The 17,411-nt window shown below is 44.0% G+C and carries 13 protein-coding genes and 1 tRNA gene; 5 read left to right on the top strand and 9 right to left on the bottom strand.

Going from position 1 to position 17,411, the window contains the following annotated elements:
- Positions 1-98: 98 nt before the first annotated feature.
- The 3 genes from A3860_RS18565 (at position 99) to A3860_RS18555 (ending at position 6,092) form a co-directional block, all read left to right on the top strand.
- Positions 99-3,005 (top strand): triple tyrosine motif-containing protein, encoded by a 2,907-nt coding sequence (locus tag A3860_RS18565; protein ID WP_081148305.1) that lies wholly within the window; start codon positions 99-101, stop codon positions 3,003-3,005.
- 326 nt (positions 3,006-3,331) lie between these two features.
- Positions 3,332-4,942 carry a glycosyl hydrolase family 18 protein gene (locus A3860_RS18560; protein WP_081148304.1) on the top strand — a complete coding sequence of 537 codons (1,611 nt, stop codon included), beginning with the start codon at positions 3,332-3,334 and terminating at the stop codon, positions 4,940-4,942.
- 112 nt (positions 4,943-5,054) lie between these two features.
- Entirely contained in the window at positions 5,055-6,092 is a 1,038-nt protein-coding gene (locus tag A3860_RS18555; RefSeq protein ID WP_143774170.1) for an NHL repeat-containing protein, read from the top strand.
- Between the two features lie 144 nt (positions 6,093-6,236).
- On the opposite strand, the gene A3860_RS18550 is transcribed toward A3860_RS18555, so the two are convergent.
- Together A3860_RS18550 and A3860_RS18545 are read right to left on the bottom strand one after the other, a co-directional pair.
- Complete coding sequence (locus tag A3860_RS18550; protein WP_081148301.1) at positions 6,237-6,662, bottom strand: hypothetical protein; 426 nt, start codon at positions 6,660-6,662, stop codon at positions 6,237-6,239.
- A 221-nt stretch (positions 6,663-6,883) separates the two neighbouring features.
- Positions 6,884-8,620 (bottom strand): T9SS type A sorting domain-containing protein, encoded by a 1,737-nt coding sequence (locus A3860_RS18545; protein ID WP_081148299.1) that lies wholly within the window; start codon positions 8,618-8,620, stop codon positions 6,884-6,886.
- Between the two features lie 165 nt (positions 8,621-8,785).
- On the opposite strand from A3860_RS18545, the gene A3860_RS18540 reads away from it, so the two are divergent.
- Positions 8,786-9,322 carry a hypothetical protein gene (locus A3860_RS18540; RefSeq protein WP_081148298.1) on the top strand — a complete coding sequence of 179 codons (537 nt, stop codon included), beginning with the start codon at positions 8,786-8,788 and terminating at the stop codon, positions 9,320-9,322.
- Positions 9,323-9,336: 14 nt separating this feature from the next.
- Positions 9,337-9,882: a hypothetical protein gene (locus A3860_RS18535; protein WP_081148297.1), complete on the top strand. Its 546-nt coding sequence runs from the start codon at positions 9,337-9,339 to the stop codon at positions 9,880-9,882.
- On the opposite strand, the gene A3860_RS18530 is transcribed toward A3860_RS18535, so the two are convergent.
- The 7 genes from A3860_RS18530 to A3860_RS18500 all read right to left on the bottom strand — a co-directional run bounded on the left by A3860_RS18530 (position 9,871) and on the right by A3860_RS18500 (position 17,247).
- A complete protein-coding gene (locus A3860_RS18530; RefSeq protein ID WP_081148295.1) occupies positions 9,871-10,758 on the bottom strand; it encodes a hypothetical protein in 888 nt (295 codons plus the stop codon). The genes A3860_RS18535 and A3860_RS18530 overlap by 12 nt on opposite strands.
- 57 nt (positions 10,759-10,815) lie before the next feature.
- Positions 10,816-12,033 carry a family 16 glycosylhydrolase gene (locus A3860_RS18525; protein WP_081148293.1) on the bottom strand — a complete coding sequence of 406 codons (1,218 nt, stop codon included), beginning with the start codon at positions 12,031-12,033 and terminating at the stop codon, positions 10,816-10,818.
- Positions 12,034-12,198: 165 nt separating this feature from the next.
- Positions 12,199-12,573, bottom strand: coding sequence for a DUF4406 domain-containing protein (locus A3860_RS18520; protein WP_081148292.1), 375 nt, complete (start codon positions 12,571-12,573; stop codon positions 12,199-12,201).
- Between the two features lie 65 nt (positions 12,574-12,638).
- Positions 12,639-13,232 carry a Crp/Fnr family transcriptional regulator gene (locus tag A3860_RS18515; protein WP_081148290.1) on the bottom strand — a complete coding sequence of 198 codons (594 nt, stop codon included), beginning with the start codon at positions 13,230-13,232 and terminating at the stop codon, positions 12,639-12,641.
- 444 nt (positions 13,233-13,676) lie between these two features.
- Positions 13,677-13,742 (bottom strand) — tRNA-Ser (locus A3860_RS41150).
- 31 nt (positions 13,743-13,773) lie between these two features.
- Complete coding sequence (locus tag A3860_RS18510; protein ID WP_081148289.1) at positions 13,774-15,303, bottom strand: TROVE domain-containing protein; 1,530 nt, start codon at positions 15,301-15,303, stop codon at positions 13,774-13,776.
- A 447-nt stretch (positions 15,304-15,750) separates the two neighbouring features.
- Complete coding sequence (locus A3860_RS18500) at positions 15,751-17,247, bottom strand: alpha-L-fucosidase (protein WP_081148286.1); 1,497 nt, start codon at positions 17,245-17,247, stop codon at positions 15,751-15,753.
- Positions 17,248-17,411: the final 164 nt, after the last annotated feature.

The raw sequence follows: 17,411 nt of genomic DNA, 5'->3' as shown, positions 1-17,411 counted from the left end.
TTTAAAGTTTAATAGAACCTGCCCCCATAACTCTCCGTAGCTACCACTATAATCCCCCGTGCAAAAGATGATGCTATATAATTGTCAGGTAGTTACCTATGAAAAAAGTATTTTTATTGATATCCGTTTTATGCCTTAATCAACTGACCTGGGCACAGAATACGATCGGTATTCCTACTATCTTAAACTACTATAAGCAGGATTATAAAGCCGGGCGGCAAAATGGCGATATAGCACAGGACCGCCGCGGTATTATGTATTTCGCCAACAGCAATGGGCTGCTCAGCTTCGATGGTACTTTCTGGCGCATCTATTCACTTCCCAATGCTACTACCGTACGGTCCCTGGCAATTGACAGGGATGACAGAATATATGTTGGCGCACAACAGGAATTTGGTTATTTCTATCCGGACAAAAATGGCGAACTAACCTACACTTCTTTGCGAAGCGGCTTGCAACCTGGTGATTATGATTTCACAGATGTATGGAATGTAAAGATCGTGCAGCAACATATTTTCTTCTGTTCCCGTAAAAAAATATTCGAGTACAATGGCCATACTATTAAAGTATACAACAGCATTAACTGGGGATTTTTAGACTATGCCGATGGCAAACTACTGGCCTATGATTTCGAAAAGGGATTGGTATGTTTTAAGAACAGCCAATGGATCCCCTGCATTAAGACCGGCAGCCTGCCCGCAAATGTTGAAATAAAAAGTATAACTCATTTTGGGAAAGACAGCCTGTTAATTACTTCTGTAGCTCATGGTTTGTTTATTCTGAAAAATGATACCCTGGTGCGTTTTGAAAGCAGGGATATTAAAGAGATCGCTGCCAGTAACATAGCCGGCGCCCGCCTGCTGTCACCCGATAAGATCGCCCTGAACACCAGTCTCGGCGGGTGTGTTATTATAAATAAAGAAGGAAAATTTATACAACGGTTTACAATCAGGGAAGGTGTTCAAACCAACAATGTTTTATGCATTTACCTCGACAGGGACCAAAATCTATGGATGGGGCTTGATAATGGTATTGTTTGTATTACCTGGAATAACGCTATTAAAAATATTTTTCCCGAACCTGTTGACCGGAATAGCGGAACCAGCTCTATTGTTCACAATAACCAGTTATACCTCGGTACTTCAAGTGGTTTATACAGCACGGGCCTGTCAGCTGCCGGTACAGATCTTAGTTTTACCATTGGCTCATTTACGCTGGTCGAAAACTCAAAGGGCCAGGTTTGGAATGTTTCGGAAGTGAACGGACAATTGTTGCTGGCTCATAACAAAGGCGCTTTTTGGGTGAACGGCAACAAAGCCGTGCCTGTTAATGAGGGAACCGGTTATTGGACGTTCCTTCCATTAAACGATAGCTTCCCTTCTTCGGTGATTGCGGCAGGTACTTACAACGGCATTAGCTTTTTCAATTATAAAAACAATCGCTTCATTTATTCCGATGTGTACGTACCGTTTGAGTCGGCCCGTTTTGTAGTAAAGAATAATAACACCATTTGGGCCCTTCATCCCTACAGAGGGTTGTATAGGGTTTCTTTTGACGAACAAAAAAGGCCGGTGGCAACGAGTTACAGTGATCGTAAAATGATCCTGTCTAAAAACAATAACCACCTGTACCCGGTTGCAGGCAGGGTGGTGCTGACAAACGACAATGGTATTTTTGAATTGGACCCCACAGGAAATGAATTTGTACCCTCCGGCTATTTTAATAAGCTGTTTGGCACTTTGCGGGTCGATTACCTGAAGGAAGACGGGGCAGGTAATATCTGGTTTTGCAGCAACAAACGGGTGGGGGTAATTGACCGGTCGGGTGGAGGTCCCCGGTTAATATACATTCCGGAATTAGATGATAAGATCATGCCCGATGGCTTTGAACATATAAATATTATCGACAGTAACAATGTGTTGATCGCCGCTGAAAGAGGGTTCTTTCATCTTAATTATGCACGTTATAAAAAAAGTAAATTTCAGCTAACTACATTTATCAGGATGGTGCAGCGGGCCGGTAAAAAAGAAAACCTCCTGTATGGCGGCTATGTTGAGCCCGGGAAAAAATGGTTGGAACCCAGGATAAATTACCGCTTCAACTCGTTGAATTTTCAATGTAGCGCAGTTTTATACGGTCAACAGCAGCATATTTCTTACAGCTATTTTTTAAAAGGATTGGATGAGGATTGGTGTGCCTGGACCCACAAATCAGAGCGGGAATTTACCAATCTGCCGCCCGGCCACTATATATTCCAGGTAAAAAGCCGGAGTAACTTTGATAATGAATCGGCTATTGCCAGCTTTTCCTTTACCATCTTGCCCCCCTGGTACAGAACATGGTGGGCTTACTCGTTATATTTCTGTGTGTTTGCAGGCATAATGTATTGGTTTTATAAATGGCAGCAGCAGCAATTTCGTCACCGCGAACAACAAAAACTGCTGCAACAACAACAGCGATATGAAGAACAGCAAAAGCAACTGAAGCTGTTTCACGAACTGGAGAGGGGTAAAAATGAGCAGGAGATCATTCGGCTCACGAACGAAAAACTGCATGCCGATATTGAGCATAAAAAGGCGCAACTGGCTTCTACCGCCATGAACCTCGTTCGAAAAGTGAGCGTTTTTTCAAAAATAAAAGTTGATCTGAACGAATTTAGAAATAACGAAGGGTTCAAAGCCGGTTCCAAAGAATTTGAAAAGATCATCCGTTTAATTGACAATGAACTCGACATTACCCAGGAATGGGAGCAGTTCACCAGTCACTTTGACCAGGTGCACGCTAATTTTTTGAAAAAGCTTAAAGATTATAGTCCCGCACTTACCAGTTCCGAATTAAAACTGGCAGCCTATCTTCGATTGAACTTAAACACCAAGGAAATTGCCCAGCTGATGAATATCTCCATTCGCGGGGTTGAAACCGGGCGATACCGCCTGCGCAAAAAACTGGGTATTACTTCGAACGACATCAACCTGTACGATTTTTTAATTACGGTTACCAGTTGAGGATTTTATCTGTTTACGTAATATAGTACGCGCGAGTGTTTTGTAATATGCTGATAATCATACAGCCGTTTTCTGCTGTAGAGTTTTTGACGTACCCTCAATTTTGGCATCCACCCCTTTTTGATTGCATCTTTGCATCCCCTTCGCACTGATCCCCCTAAGCATCCCCGTAAATCAGTATACGTTTTTTGTTAACCATTAAAATTGAAAACATGATGAAGAATCCTGGCAGGTTATTGTCGGGCAACCTGCCGCCATAAAATTAGTTTTAAGATAAACTTCCAATGCATTAATACCATTCATAATACATTTAAACCAATTACCAAATGAAAACAAGTTTATGCAGAATGATGTACTGTATGCTGCTGGTATTGCTGTCATCACTAATGACACCGGCAGAAGCGCAGTTTAAAGTAGTAGGATACCTGCCTACCTGGGCCGGTTCGGTAAGTGATATCCAGTTCAGCAAATTAACACATGTAAATTATGCTTTTTTGATACCCACTTCCAATGGCGGGTATCAGTCCATTGAAAACCCTTCGAAGCTGCAAAGCCTGGTTACCGCTGCGCACGCCAATGGGGTGAAAGTGCTGGTCTCAGTAGGCGGTGGGGGTGGAGGAGATGGCTTTCATGGAATAGTAGCCAGCGCAACCAACCGTGTCAACTTTGCCAATAATATGCTGGCTTTTGCCAACCAGTATAACCTCGACGGTATAGACATTGACTGGGAATACCCATCTGACGGAACAGAAGCCAATAATTTCTTACTCATGATGCAACAGCTGTCAGCTACCATGCATAACAATGGAAAGCTGTGCACTATTGCGGTTATCGGTAATTATGGCACCCACATTGTGACCGGCGTTTTCGATACGGTTGATTATTTGACCATTATGGCATATGACGACAATGATTACCAGCATTCTACCTACAACCTGGCGGTTGAGTGTATGAATTACTGGCGCGGAAGAGGTGTGCCGGCTGCCAAAGCCATTCTGGGCGTTCCTTTTTACTGCCGCCCTACCTGGGAAACGTATGCGCAATTGCTGGCCCAGGGGGCTGACCCTTATTCAGATACCTACAATGGGAAAGGGTATAATGGAATTACTACCATTAAAAATAAAACCAACCTTGCTTTTGATCAGGGCGGGGGTATTATGATGTGGGAACTTTCGGGTGATGTAAGCGGCCAGTACTCGTTGGTATCGGCTATTCATGAAGTAGTAGTGAACAGGAGTGGTAGTGGTCCAGTTGTTACAGCCCCCATAGGAAAAACAATTTGGCTTCAGGGCAATAATGCATTGTATGTAAGTTCAGAAAATGGTACAAAGGCCATGAATTGTAACCGCACTGTGCCCCAGGGCTGGGAACAGTTTATTGTAGGGGACGCCGGTAATGGAAAAGTAACGTTGCAGAGCATGAATAAATTTGTGTCATCTGAAAATGGTGCGCAGGCCATGACCTGCAACCGCGCCACTGCACAGGGCTGGGAGCAGTTTGACTGGCTGGTAAATGCAGACAGTACCATTTCGTTGCGTGGCAACAATGGCTTGTATGTAAGTTCAGAGAATGGCGCACAGGCTATGAACTGTAACCGTACAAGCATTCAGGGCTGGGAAAAGTTCAAATATGGCATCGTTACTGCAACAGGTACAAGGGTGGCAACAGCAGCATTGAATTTTGTTACCGGGGGCACCCAAGGAGGAATTTACCCCAACCCGGTACAAAAAGGATCAGCTTTAACTGTTACCGTAAAACAATACAATGCCAATGCGCCTGTACATGTAACGGTAATGGATATAACTGGTAAAACACTGGCTCAATATAAAACCGGCACAGGTACTATTAACATTCCGGTAAAATATTTACCAGGAACATACCTCGTAAAAATTGAAAATGCGGGCAATAGTTATGTGCAAAAAGTAATTGTGAAATAGGCGGTCACACGCAATAATGTGAGAAGGGGCCGCTGTTCCAGGCGGCCCTTTTTCATTGGAATATTATTCATATCCTTTTTTTGTTTATTTTGGCGTATAATAATTTAATATTATGTCAACCAAACCTGCTAAAATAGTAGCGAACGCGTTGTTCGTTATTTTATGCTCAACGACTTGCTCCACCGGAATAGCCCAGCAGAAGGTAAATGTTGAATTGGCAAAACCAATGCAAAAACCTGTCAATGTCATTAATACTGCTGTTATTGTAAGGGAACCTGCCATGTATGTATATGATGAGTATGTAGATAATGGGGCTTATCCCATGCTCCTTATGGAAGATTTTACCGGCAAAAACCACGTGATAACAGAGCGTTTGTCTGGAGTGCAGGGAATTGGCGCCGATAACAAAGGGAATGTTTATGAGGTAGTATGGGTTGGGTACTCACAACCTCCGTACATTAAGGAGGCGAGAAAATTCGGCAAATTCACCGGACCGTTAAAACGTCCTACTGCAATAGCATGCGACAGACAGGGCCGGATCTATATTACAGATGCAGATCTGGGACAGGTGATCCGGATCGACGATCTGTCTGGCACCAATCTCGTCAGTTTTGGATCAACCGGATCGGGTGCAGGCCAGTTTAAAAATCCTTTTGGGATCACGATTGATGCAAGCGGTCGAATTTATGTAGCCGATCTTGGGAACAACCGAATTGTGCGTATCGACAATATGAATGGTGATGGATGGAAGACCTACGACGGGCAACAATATGGAGGCAGGGGCTGTCAGGTTCAATCGGTAAGTGACGTTGCTGTAGACAGCAAGAACAGGATCTATTATGTGAAGCCGGATGGTTCCAAAATAGTAAGGATTGACGATATGGATGGCCGCAATATGCAATCTTTTGAAGGCATAGGCCCGGGCGGAGCAAGTGGTCATTATTTGGTAAAACCAGCTGGAATAGCGATAGATAAGAACGACCGCATTTATGTTACCGATATAGATGCCGGGTATGTGACCCGGTTAGATGATATCAGTGGCGCGGGAAGGACGGTTTTGTCGAACGCCTCAGATGGCATTAAATTATTTAAAAGACCAACTCACATCGCATTATTCTTTCCGGTTAAATCAAATGAGGTAATTCGGTAGTATTTATGACACGACGAACCATCAAAACCAATTTTTTACAAACGATAGATTGGGTAAATGGCTATATTATTGATTGGGTTTCCGCAGGACAACAATACTCGTTAGACGGGCAGCAGAAGCAGCTGGCAAAATATCATTTCGCTTTTAGTTTTGACGGGTCAATAACTTCTGCAGACGGACAACTTCAAAATTGGGCTCGGGTTTGTCGGGAATAACTATGTCAGTGATATAATAAGGCTCTGTATAAAATTTCCTGTCTTTGTAATGAATGGTAAACCCGTAACCACCGACGCCATTTCCAATTCCAATGTTTATAAGTAAAATGTCATGATAGAAATAGGACCGACAGTTATTGAACCTGGCGGCATTACTATCGGAAAGGTTCACGTGTCCTTTGGTGAAATAAGCCACACCACTTGTCCTTTTTTTCGAAGAATCCCGGTCTTCATAGATTGAAAAAACTTCGTTCTCCTTATCCAGTTGACTATAAATGGCATTGTTAGCGATTGTGGGGTTAACGCTTGCAAAGGCCCACTGCTTCCTTGGTATTTTACCCTGGCAACTATTCATACAAACTACGATTATAACAAACGCTGTCCAGGAATTGATTAGTTTGAGGATAGCAGAAAATGAAAGAATATTTTGCATGAATTATCTTTCTTAGAAGATGCAACCTATTAATAATTTGCACACAACGGCAAGCTTTTATATTCAGCATCTGCCAAAAACAAATGCCTATAGCCTGTACCGGCTATAGGCATTTGCATATTAAAAGGCAGCCGTTACTATTGTCAGTTCTTCACTATTTTCTTTGTCATCAACAGCTTGTTGCCCGAATGTACCTGCACCATGTAGATCCCCGGCGCCAGCGAGGCAACAGAAAGCGTGGTTTTATTGGAAACGCCTTCCTGCCGTTGCACCTGCCGGCCATAGATATCTGTTATGGTTATTGCGGCATGGCCGGCAATAAGATCATTTGGCAGGGTAATGGTGAGTTTGTCCGTGACCGGATTGGGATAAACCACCAACAATACGTTGGTGTTCGATTCTGCGACCGGCGTAGCCATTCTTGCCTGGTTGCAGACCAACGGTTGAAAATAAAAATATTGCGATGTGGATCCACAACTATTAGAAGCACGACAAAGAAGCGTCAGGCTCGCGTTGCTGAGTTTGGAAGCGGCAGATACAGCACCGCCACCCAGGTTAGACCAGTACATGTTAGTAGAATTTTGAACGCTCCACGAATAAGAAGTAGCCCCATAAGCCGATACCTGCAACGTTCCGTAATAGGGATAGGAGGATCCACCACCTGCCAGCACCGCAAAATCATAGTACTCGCAATAAGTGAGGTTAGAATAGCCGGCGATGCCTACGGGATACGGTTTATTTACTGATATCGGCGTAGATGTTAAAACAACCGCCGGGCCACCCGGGATGTTAACGGATGCGGTAAGCGTCACTACACCATAGGTACCATTGCTCGTGATGGTGGTTTGTGTAGCATTAGGGCTGTTGATGGTAGCAACTGCAGCGGGCGAAGCTGTCCACGTTACGGTAGCACCAGCCGGCAGGTTGCTGACAGTATAGTTAGTAGAGGTAGTACAAACCACGTTATCACCGGTGATGCTCATTGGGCTAGCCTGGTTGGCAGCGTAGAGCACATACAGTTCTGAAAAGTAGCCATAGTTTTGAATACCGTTATAGCTTACCCAGATATAACCGTTGTCGCCCCCAAAAGCGCCCCATTGGTTTTGCATTTTAAACATTTGCCGGGTATCGTCGTACCCGATGATGCAAACGGCATGGCTACCGCGGATGGTACCGGAATTGGGCATGTTCCATATGCCTCCGCCGGTACTCCACATGTTATCGAATGATTGATATACATTGAAAACTGCCACCACTGGAAAGCCGAGGTCAAGGGCCTGTTTTATTCCGGTCACATCTGTGGCGCCCAGGGTGGTCCATTGCGTGGCCACATGCTGGTTTGCATCGGCTATTTGCGTCGCATTGGGCAGCACGGTGCAGGCACCGTCGACATAGGGCATCAGATTCCAGGAGCAATCGCCCTGGGTTTTAACCAGGTTCAGGGCATCGGTAGGGTAGGAGCCAACGGTGCAATCATTTCCACCCTGCCTGATCTGGTTAAATACATAGTTAGGGCTTCTTTCAGCAGCATTCCAGCTATTGTAGCGGGGATACATCAAAATGCCCATTGCTGAATAACCTACTGCCCAGCCTACGCAAGAAGCTTCGGTGCCCTGGTTGCCTATCGGTGGATTGATGAGCATGGTATAACCGGCCCTGGCGTTGGGCGCCGATTGGCTCGCAATCGTGGCGGTATTGGAATATTTCCGGAGTGAGTCCCAGTTGGCCCGTGGTAATTTGTCGTACTCCGATTTGCTCATAAGCACCGCGCCGAGGGGATGCAGTTGGGCCAACAGTTGGCCTGGCATTGAGAAGAAAAGGAAAATAGTAAGGGGATACAGCCATCTGCGGGCTGCAGGCAAGGATAAAAGTTTTTTCATAATAAGTGTTTAATGGAAAAAAATGTCAACAATCAAATATAAAAAAATGCTTCAGGCAAATATATTCCGATTAGTGATTTTTTATATTGATGTAGTCACGAATCGAATACGCATTTTAGTTAATGTGTTTTTGGGTAGCATGATCGCATTGCGTATTTTTATAAAATGAGAATTATAGCAACATTCATCCTGATTTCATTACTGGTTAACTGCCATGTTTCTGACGCAACAGGTAAACGCAAAACGAATGATGCTCCTGAGCATCCTATTAATAACAATCCTGATAGTGTGCTTTACACAGGCTGGTATTTCGTTTCGGAAACAGCAACAGGATACAAAAGGCAGCTTGTTAAATCCAGTGAAAGCTATAACATTGAACCTGCACCTATTGTAACTGCAGCCAGCTTTGAAAAAGCTTACTTGTTTCACGAAAAGATATTCTGGTGTCTTTTTATCTGGTTGAACAAGTCAGGCGCACAAGCGCTGAATACTGCTATGCAAAAGGCAAATGGAAGAAAACTTGCTTTTATTTTAGATAATCAATTGTTGCGTTTACAATCTGTAGATGACCCGCAGTTTGCAAAAGTTAAGGAGAATGTTGACCCAAGAGTTTATGGTGAGGTGCTGGCCCTTCCCTGTAACTCTTTTTCAGTTGAGGAATTAAAGAATTATGAAACAATCCTCAAAGGAGAAATAAGGTAACCGAGAAAGCTACAATGAACAAATCAAACTACATATTAGGCCAATATGGCAATTACTACTGGATCGAATTCCCTGTAAAGGCATTTAATTTTTCGGACTTTCTAAAAAAACAAGGCAAGATCTTAATTGGTAAATATTTGGCAATGGTGTGTTTTGATGGTGGCCCGCTGCGCCTGACGGGTGAAGAAAAAGCAAATGGATGGCATGAAGTGAATGGGATCGCTTATTCTCCTGAGCTCACACAAAGGCATATTAGCGAGCTCTTTTATGAACGAAATGATCAGTGGTGTTTGTTTACCTCACCCACCGGGTTTCCCGGTATGACCTATTTTGTGAATTATGGAGGCTTTTCCTTAGCGAGCAAAGGGCAGGAATTAACCAATGCAGATCCAATCTGGGATAAGGTTGGAATAATGAAAAATATCGAGTTTCATGAACAATTGGTGACTGAGTTTTGGGAAGAAATTTTAAGTATCGACCCTTTTAACTTTATCGCTTACGGCGACAATTTCATTTTTATTTCAAAAAATAAAGAGGAAGTAGCTATGCTAATAAAATGATATCCGCCATTCCACCTTCACCTGCCAGCCCGCCGAATGTACCTCGTTCAATTGTGTTTGCTGCGATCCGCCGCCGGCCAAATACATTTCGTCAATGCCTCGGCCTGTTTGCCAGCAGGAATAAGTACCTGTAATACCTATTGAATGCATACGCGATGCGCGATATAACATAGATGTATGCGCGTGTATGCCATAGCCATTAGCCGTATGCCGGAAGCTTTCAGGATGGTTGAACTCCCTGATCAGGTTCCAGTTGGCGCTGGCCCTGTATCGCACCTGGCTATAACGGATGCCGGCATTCATCCCTAATTTCTTTGTTGGTGCCAGTGAGCACAGGATCTGCCCGTATGGGCCTGCCCATTTTGTTTTGTAGGTGCTGTTGAGATTGCTGAAGATGGAGGTATTACCTGCTATATAAAGTGTTTGATGGAATATGCCATAACCCGCCGAAGGAGTGATCGAAATTGTTCTTGTGAGTGGTATCCGGTTTGCCAAACCCGCCTGCCAGCGATCAGCGCCACCTTTGCCTGCGTTGAACTGTTCGTCATACACTTTGTTAGTGCGATCGTTGCTGCCATAATCTGTATCATATACTTTTCCCGATAAAAAGAAGGGGTGCGCATATTCGCCTTCCAACTGCCAGTGGTTAAAGAATCTATATTGTATATGCAGGCCGGTTACAGGTCCGGCAACGTTTTTCCATTTAAGTTCTGACAGTATATTCGGGTTCTGGCCATTGGTATTACCTGCAATGGACCATCGCAGGTCTTGCTGTTCGTACCCGCTGGTTACTGATACCTGCAATTTTGCTGGAAGGTCCTGGGCCATGCCTGCGTGCACGCCGAAGAGTAGTAAGAGCGGGATGAGCTTTACCATACTATTGATGGAATAAGAAGCCCCGTCCCAATAGTTTTTGGAACAGGGCTGTAAATATTACTGGTTTACGCGGAATTTTTCCCATGCATCGATGGCTGTGCGGTTGCACGTCATCGCCTGGGTGCCATTTTCACTGCTCACAAAAAGTCCGTTACTGCCCTGAAGGGAAATTGTTCCATCTGAATTGGAGATCCAGTTAAATTGCTCCCAACCGCCAATGGAGGTTCTGTTGCAGGTAATGGGATTAAGACCGTTCTCACTGGAAACATATTTGCCCTGGCTTTGCAACGCCACTTTGCCACCGCCGGCATCCACTACCAGAAACTGCTCCCAGCCTTGTGCGGCAGTGCGGTTGCAGGTCATAGCCTGCGTGCCGTTCTCACTGCTCACATAAAGATTGTTGGAGCCTTTGAGGGTAATGGTTTGTCCAATAGGTGGGGTAGAAGATGAATTCATGCTATATACCCGCACGTAGTCAACATACATCGACGTAGGCAGGGCCCCATTGTTAACGGTAGAACCGGGAAGATCGCCGCCTACAGCCAGGTTAAGGATGATATAGAAAGGCAGGTGAAAAGCGCCGGTGTTGTTGATATTGTTGGCAATATTACCGGTCACATATAGCACATTGTCAACATACCACCTGATACTGGAATTATCCCACTCCACTGCATATACGTGAAAGTCGCCGGGTGTTGTAGTAGTGCTGCTTCCGTATTGAACATGTCCGCCGCTGTTCCAGTGCATGGTTCCGAGTATGCTGTTGGAAGTGTTTACGTGCTCCATGATATCAATTTCACCGCATTGTGGCCATCCTGCGCCGGTGTTGATATTGTTGCCCAGCATCCAGAAAGCGGGCCAGGTTCCCTGCACCATGGGCAGTTTCATGCGTGCTTCAATACGCCCATAGGTGGTGGAAAATTTTCCATATGAGTTCAGCTTGGCAGAAGTGTAGGGTTGTCCGCCCATGCTTTGTTGCCGGGCTGTGATCACCAGGTTGCCACCGGTTACGGTAGCATTGGCCGCCTGGTAATATTCCAGCTCGTTGTTCACATTGGGATTTCCATTGTCGATGTTCCAGTTGCCGGCATTCACGCTGGAACCATTGAATTCGTCGGACCAGATGAGCTGATAGGTTACTGCCCGGGGCGTAATAGCCTTGGCAGGGGCAGTGGAGTCACTGGTATGAATATCCTTTTTGCAGGAATTGACGGAAAGAGCTAATGTAATAAATACGATGGCGCATGCAAGGATGCGCAAAGACCTTTTTCTCATGATGACAAGTTTTAATTAGTTGATTTTAGTGTGTGCGCTGAAATTGCCACTAAAATCAACTTTTGCCAAAATAAGAGGTACATCAAAAACACTACATCGCCCTGATTTTGGAAAAACCTGCCCCATCAATACTACTACATATGGAAAAGTTTAAGGGTAACAGCTTCAGGAACCCCCATTTTCTTCATTGGCATCAGGCACTTCTTCGAGGCTGTAATAAACTTTTAACCCTCTTTCTTTCGCCTTTCTAACATCTTCATCGGCTCCCTTCGATGCACCCGCCAACCGAAGCACCCCATCGCATTTTTCCAACATTCGATGCGCCACGGGATATTGTATTTTCTCCCAGGCCTCGTCACCGGGTTTTTGCGAGCCGGCCAAACGAATAAGAGGCAGTGCAATCCACTCGCCAATAAAGGGAATATGCCCTTTTTGAAATAAAGGCAATGCAACCGATTCAAGCTTTTCGAGGTTTTGTTTCATCAATTGCGGATCATCATTGGTGCCACTTCGGTAAGGGCCGGCAATTAGAATTAACATGCGTTTTTTTTACAAAGCAATAAAGAAACAGGCAATTCTGTCTTAAGGTATATTAAGATTTTTTTCTATCGCGCCCTGCGTGGTACATTCTTTTTCCGGATGGCGCTTAAAAATTCAGGTGTAATGCCAAGGTAGGATGCAATTTGTTTTTGTGTTACCTGACTTGCAATTTGCGGATATTTATTTATAAACCGGAAGTATCGTTCTTCTGCTGTAAGGGTAAGGTTTTCTATGGTGCGCAGTTGTTCTCTTGTGTAGGCATTCTGTAGCAGTATCCTGAAAAAGCGTTCAAACTTTGGGACCGCGTTGAACAGGTTGTTAAAGTTTTCCCTGCTCAGGTTCAGGATACAACTGTCTTCAATGGCCTCTATATACATCATGGCCGGTTTATCATTCAGGAAACAATACATATCCGTTAACCACCAGTCGGCTACAGCAAACATAATGGTTGATTCTTTTCCTTCTTTATCGAGGCAGTATGATCGCAATGCACCGGAATGAACATAGCTTAACTGGTTACATGCATGGCCTTCTGCCAGCAGCGTTGTCTTTTTGGGTACTTCTTTATAGATCAGCAACGAAGTAAAATGGGCAGCCTCTTCCCGGGAAAGGGAAATGTGTTTAGCAACGTTTTTTAAGATGTGGTCATGGATATCCATAAGGAAGATCTAAATATACGCATCTTCCGGTTAATGAAAACAAACAAGGCAACAACCCGAAAAGAGTATTCTTGTATGGTGCGCTACCGGTTGCGCTATCACGGATTGTACCCGTGAGCAGGGCTTGAACCTGCACCCCCATATCCCTAATCGAAGTAGCTCTTCTCTACGGCACTTGTTTATTATCTTAAAGAATGTGAAAGCGATTTAAACACAAGCAGGGCAAAAGGCGAAAAAAGCATGTGGTGCTCTACCAACTGAGCTATCATATTACTGTTGTAATAGGAGCGGGACTCGAACCCGCGACCGCCCGATTAATAGTCGAAGTATCTTTTTTCTACGGCACCTGCCTGTGTTTAACATCGGTAAAAAATTGTAAGGTAAAAGGCGAATAAAGTACGTTAGGTGTTCTTCCATTGAACTATTCCGCATTGAGTGAATGAATGGCTGCGGAAGCGGGATTCGAACCCGCAACATCCCGATCCATAATCGAAGTAACTCTACTCTACGACACTTACAGTTTTTATCTGCAAATAGCTTATTATAATTCTATCTTTTTAACTGCATCAAGTGCATTGGCGCCATCTTCAATTGCATCCATCACTTCAAACACTTTATCGCTCCAGCCTGCAATCAAATGAACCCCATTTTGCTCAACTTTTAATGGCACATGTTTATGCCCTGCCAGATCAAAGACATACAATTTTGCGTTTGGTGCTATTTTTTTATAGGCATTCCATTGATAACTAATAGTATTCTCTGCACCCTGGTTATTGGTGTTGCTGTCCCACAATTGGGTATCGGTAAACAACATGATCTTATCTGCCACATATTTTTTAGCTATCAGGTCTTTCAGAACGAGATATCCATTGGTTGAATAACCAACTTCACCTTCCCTTTTATAGAATGCATCCACATTAGCCAATACTCCGGTAGAAGGCAAAGGCACTGTTTTCCAGGTGTCACCAAACATACCAGTCAGTACATTTTCACATCTCGATTGCAACAGCATTCCAAGCAACAAACCAATATCATACATCAACACTTTGCTTTTCGCAGAAACCGGCTGCTGCATAGATCCGGATACGTCACAGGCAATAACCACTTTTGTTTCCAGGTCAAAGCCTTTCATGTTTTGCACACTTAATACCAATGCATTTTCCAAAGCTTTCATTATATAGGAAGTATACCCTGAGTCAACAGCTTTCAACTCTTTATAGGCCGCCAGAAACCTGAATGGCAGTTGTTTTGAATTACCAACCGCGGTTTTGTTGGTAAGGTATTCATACACTATTTTTATATGATCTTTACTTACTTCACTTTCCAGGATATTTCTCAAATTTCTAAGCAGGGCCATATACCCTAATTTCCTGCTGCTTATCAGTTCTTCCCATTTTGCTTTGATCGCATTTTTCTTCGCATATGCTGAGGTAAACGTTTGTTGTCCCAGTGCAGAAAGCTCGGTTTCCCATGTATAGGGAACAGCCAGTTCATTGTTCACGATCTTATTGAAAAGCAATTGCTGCGCTTCATCCCTGGCTTTTGGGTGAACAAGAAATAATGCATCACGCAATTTTACTTCCGTGGCCCGGTTATATTTTGCAAATTGGTATTCATCAAAGTTGTTGAATGAGGCAGCTAACCCCTTTTGCAGCTGTTTAGAAAATTTATTCAATTTTTTATTTCCTGTTCTTTCATTGGCTATTTGATAATAGGCCAGCATTTCGGTTATCTCATCGGGTCTTTTTACTACTTTTTCAACCATTTTTGCTACCAGGTCATCTCCTTTATGAATTTTAGCCAGTTCAGTGGCCAGCACAACTGGTGCGGTACGCAAATTCATTTCCTGCCGTGCATATACTGCGAGTTTGGCAATGAAAGGAGCTTTTACCTTCGTCATCAAATTTTTTATCCTTGCTAACCGGGCATCTGCTTTCTCATAAAAGGAATCATTAAGCATTGTGGTAGCAATGGCAGTATATAATTCCATTTCAGGAGTTAAAGTATAAGCTTTAGCACCCGCGTGGTTTACTGCTGCTGTTTTGTCTTTAGTACTGAAATTGAATCTCATAAAATTTGTTTTATCGTATTGACATAGCAAATATGCATATGCTGCTACGCAGCCGACCTGCGTAGTAAAATATTTTTCTGAAAATATTTTAAGGTTCCTGGTTTTCAGCTTTTTAATTGGGAGATTCTTTTAATGTAGTGGGGCTGGGGAGATGGCTGCGCAGATACATTGCGTAATTGGCATCACCATGGCAGGAAAAAGGAAATTATTTCCTTCTGGTTAATAAATGAACTGGCATTTGAATTTACCCTTTTCATTAGGGGGCATGTTTTTCAACTACTCCTGATACCGGTTCCTGAAGAATCGCAATTTTTTGTAGAAAGCGTTCTGGCCTTACCGCTGATCGCTGTTTATTTTCTGGGTTATCATGCAGCAATGACCAATGCTGTTTTGATATTCCAACAAAATGCTGAACCCGGGCTGTTCGCCGATGAACAAACAGCGGCCTCAGTTTAATTTAACCTCAATCACATCGACCAGATCGGTACGAATGCCGGCCGGTAAATCAATGATCAGCTGGCCGTTGGTATATTTATAATTTATTTTTTGTTTGGAACCCAACAGGGAAACTGCTGTTGGCTGCAAGGTTGTTTGCAGGCTGATCGTAGTATCCTTTGCCGGTAAGCGGTCTGCGTCATATTTGCCACCTTCTTTAAATGCAGGAATGGCGAACAGGTACCGGTAATTTTTGTTGGCTGTAGCAGGAACCGAAGCCGTTTCGCCGGCAGGTAATTGCTGTACCTGCTGAACCGAACGGCTGTTCTTTTTCATCCAGCCGGCAACAACTTTCATGTTGTCGTACACTGACTGTGGAAAAACACCATCAGCTGTAGGGCCTACACCTAACAGGTAGTTCACACCCCAGGCTCGTGCAGAAACGAATTCTCCCAATACAAATGCATTCGACCGGAAGGGTTGCGTATTACTATTGGCCCAACTATTCGTCCAGGTATTGCAAAACTCAGCCCAGGTATCTCCGGGGTCCTGTTTGGGTGGATTTCGTTCAAAAGTGATATAATCGCCTTTTCCATGCAGGCGCGGATTGATAACAATGCCTGGTTGTAATTTTCGCATCTCCTCCTGGGTAATTATTTCAGTGGCATTGGGAACAGGTGGTTTTCCATCGAACCAGATCAGATCAATTTTACCATAGCGGGTAAGCAATTCTTCAACCTGGCCTTTCACCATGGCTGCATATGCTGCCTGGTGTTGTTTGATCTCCTCTTCTGATCTTTTGGCTGTTCTGGGATTCAGGTCTGCATCAACTTTTGGTAAAGAGGGGTTCAGGGTATAAGCCCGGCCGTAAATGAAACTCATATAATCCCGGTCGAAATACCAATTGGGGGGAGAATAATAAAAACCCAATTTCAATCCATATTTTCGAACTGCATCCACATAAGGCTTCAGCAGATCTGTTCCACCAATATAATTTTTGGTACTGAAATCTCCATAAGCGCTTGGCCATAGTGCAAAGCCCTCGTGATGACGGGTTGTAAGCACTACATACTGAAAGCCGGCATCCTTTGCTGCTTTTATCCATTTATCAGGATTATAATGCTGTGGATTAAAATCCCTGGCCATCGCCCAATATTCAGTGGGCGTAATAACGGGCGGCTTTCCATTCAGGTTATAATCTTTTTCGCGAACCACCCGCTGTAGTTCTGCCGAATCCAGTTTCTTCTCACTGAGCGCCCGGCCCGGGATCATTGGCCAGCTGATGTCCATGTTTTTTACAGAAGATAACCCCCAATGAATGAACAGGCCAAGCCCGGCTTCGGGAAACCATTGCGCACCGGTATGCGTGGTATGCGTGGCAGTCTTTTCTTCTTTTACATTGATCATGGAGTGTTCCGCCCTGGCGTCTTTGTCAACATTTTGGGCGTATATAGTTACTGTACAAAGAAGAAAACTGCTTAGTAAGAAAAACCGGGAAAATTTCTTCATACGGCAAAATTTAGATGCATAACAGGCATGCAACTAAAGAATAAATGTACTGGCTATGCAATAAAGGATTAGCCAAATATTCAACGATCTTGCCATGTAGGGCCTGAAAAGAAAAAGGCATCTAACCCTTAGCTGGTTAAATGCCCTTTTCTTTATGTTGTTGC

Origin of the sequence: Niastella vici, from assembly GCF_002077945.1 — a bacterium.
Taxonomy (GTDB): domain Bacteria; phylum Bacteroidota; class Bacteroidia; order Chitinophagales; family Chitinophagaceae; genus Niastella; species Niastella vici.
This window is presented reverse-complemented; position numbering and strand designations above follow the sequence as displayed.

What these genes read in the sequence shown, in the direction of transcription:
- A3860_RS18565 (WP_081148305.1), top strand. Translation starts at nt 99, where the DNA reads ATGAAAAAAGTATTTTTATTGATATCCGTTTTATGCCTTAATCAACTG.
- A3860_RS18560 (WP_081148304.1), top strand. Translation starts at nt 3,332, where the DNA reads ATGAAAACAAGTTTATGCAGAATGATGTACTGTATGCTGCTGGTATTG.
- A3860_RS18555 (WP_143774170.1), top strand. Translation starts at nt 5,055, where the DNA reads ATGTCAACCAAACCTGCTAAAATAGTAGCGAACGCGTTGTTCGTTATT.
- A3860_RS18550 (WP_081148301.1), bottom strand. Translation starts at nt 6,662, where the DNA reads ATGAATAGTTGCCAGGGTAAAATACCAAGGAAGCAGTGGGCCTTTGCA.
- A3860_RS18545 (WP_081148299.1), bottom strand. Translation starts at nt 8,620, where the DNA reads ATGAAAAAACTTTTATCCTTGCCTGCAGCCCGCAGATGGCTGTATCCC.
- A3860_RS18540 (WP_081148298.1), top strand. Translation starts at nt 8,786, where the DNA reads ATGAGAATTATAGCAACATTCATCCTGATTTCATTACTGGTTAACTGC.
- A3860_RS18535 (WP_081148297.1), top strand. Translation starts at nt 9,337, where the DNA reads ATGAACAAATCAAACTACATATTAGGCCAATATGGCAATTACTACTGG.
- A3860_RS18530 (WP_081148295.1), bottom strand. Translation starts at nt 10,758, where the DNA reads ATGGTAAAGCTCATCCCGCTCTTACTACTCTTCGGCGTGCACGCAGGC.
- A3860_RS18525 (WP_081148293.1), bottom strand. Translation starts at nt 12,033, where the DNA reads ATGAGAAAAAGGTCTTTGCGCATCCTTGCATGCGCCATCGTATTTATT.
- A3860_RS18520 (WP_081148292.1), bottom strand. Translation starts at nt 12,573, where the DNA reads ATGTTAATTCTAATTGCCGGCCCTTACCGAAGTGGCACCAATGATGAT.
- A3860_RS18515 (WP_081148290.1), bottom strand. Translation starts at nt 13,232, where the DNA reads ATGGATATCCATGACCACATCTTAAAAAACGTTGCTAAACACATTTCC.
- A3860_RS18510 (WP_081148289.1), bottom strand. Translation starts at nt 15,303, where the DNA reads ATGAGATTCAATTTCAGTACTAAAGACAAAACAGCAGCAGTAAACCAC.
- A3860_RS18500 (WP_081148286.1), bottom strand. Translation starts at nt 17,247, where the DNA reads ATGAAGAAATTTTCCCGGTTTTTCTTACTAAGCAGTTTTCTTCTTTGT.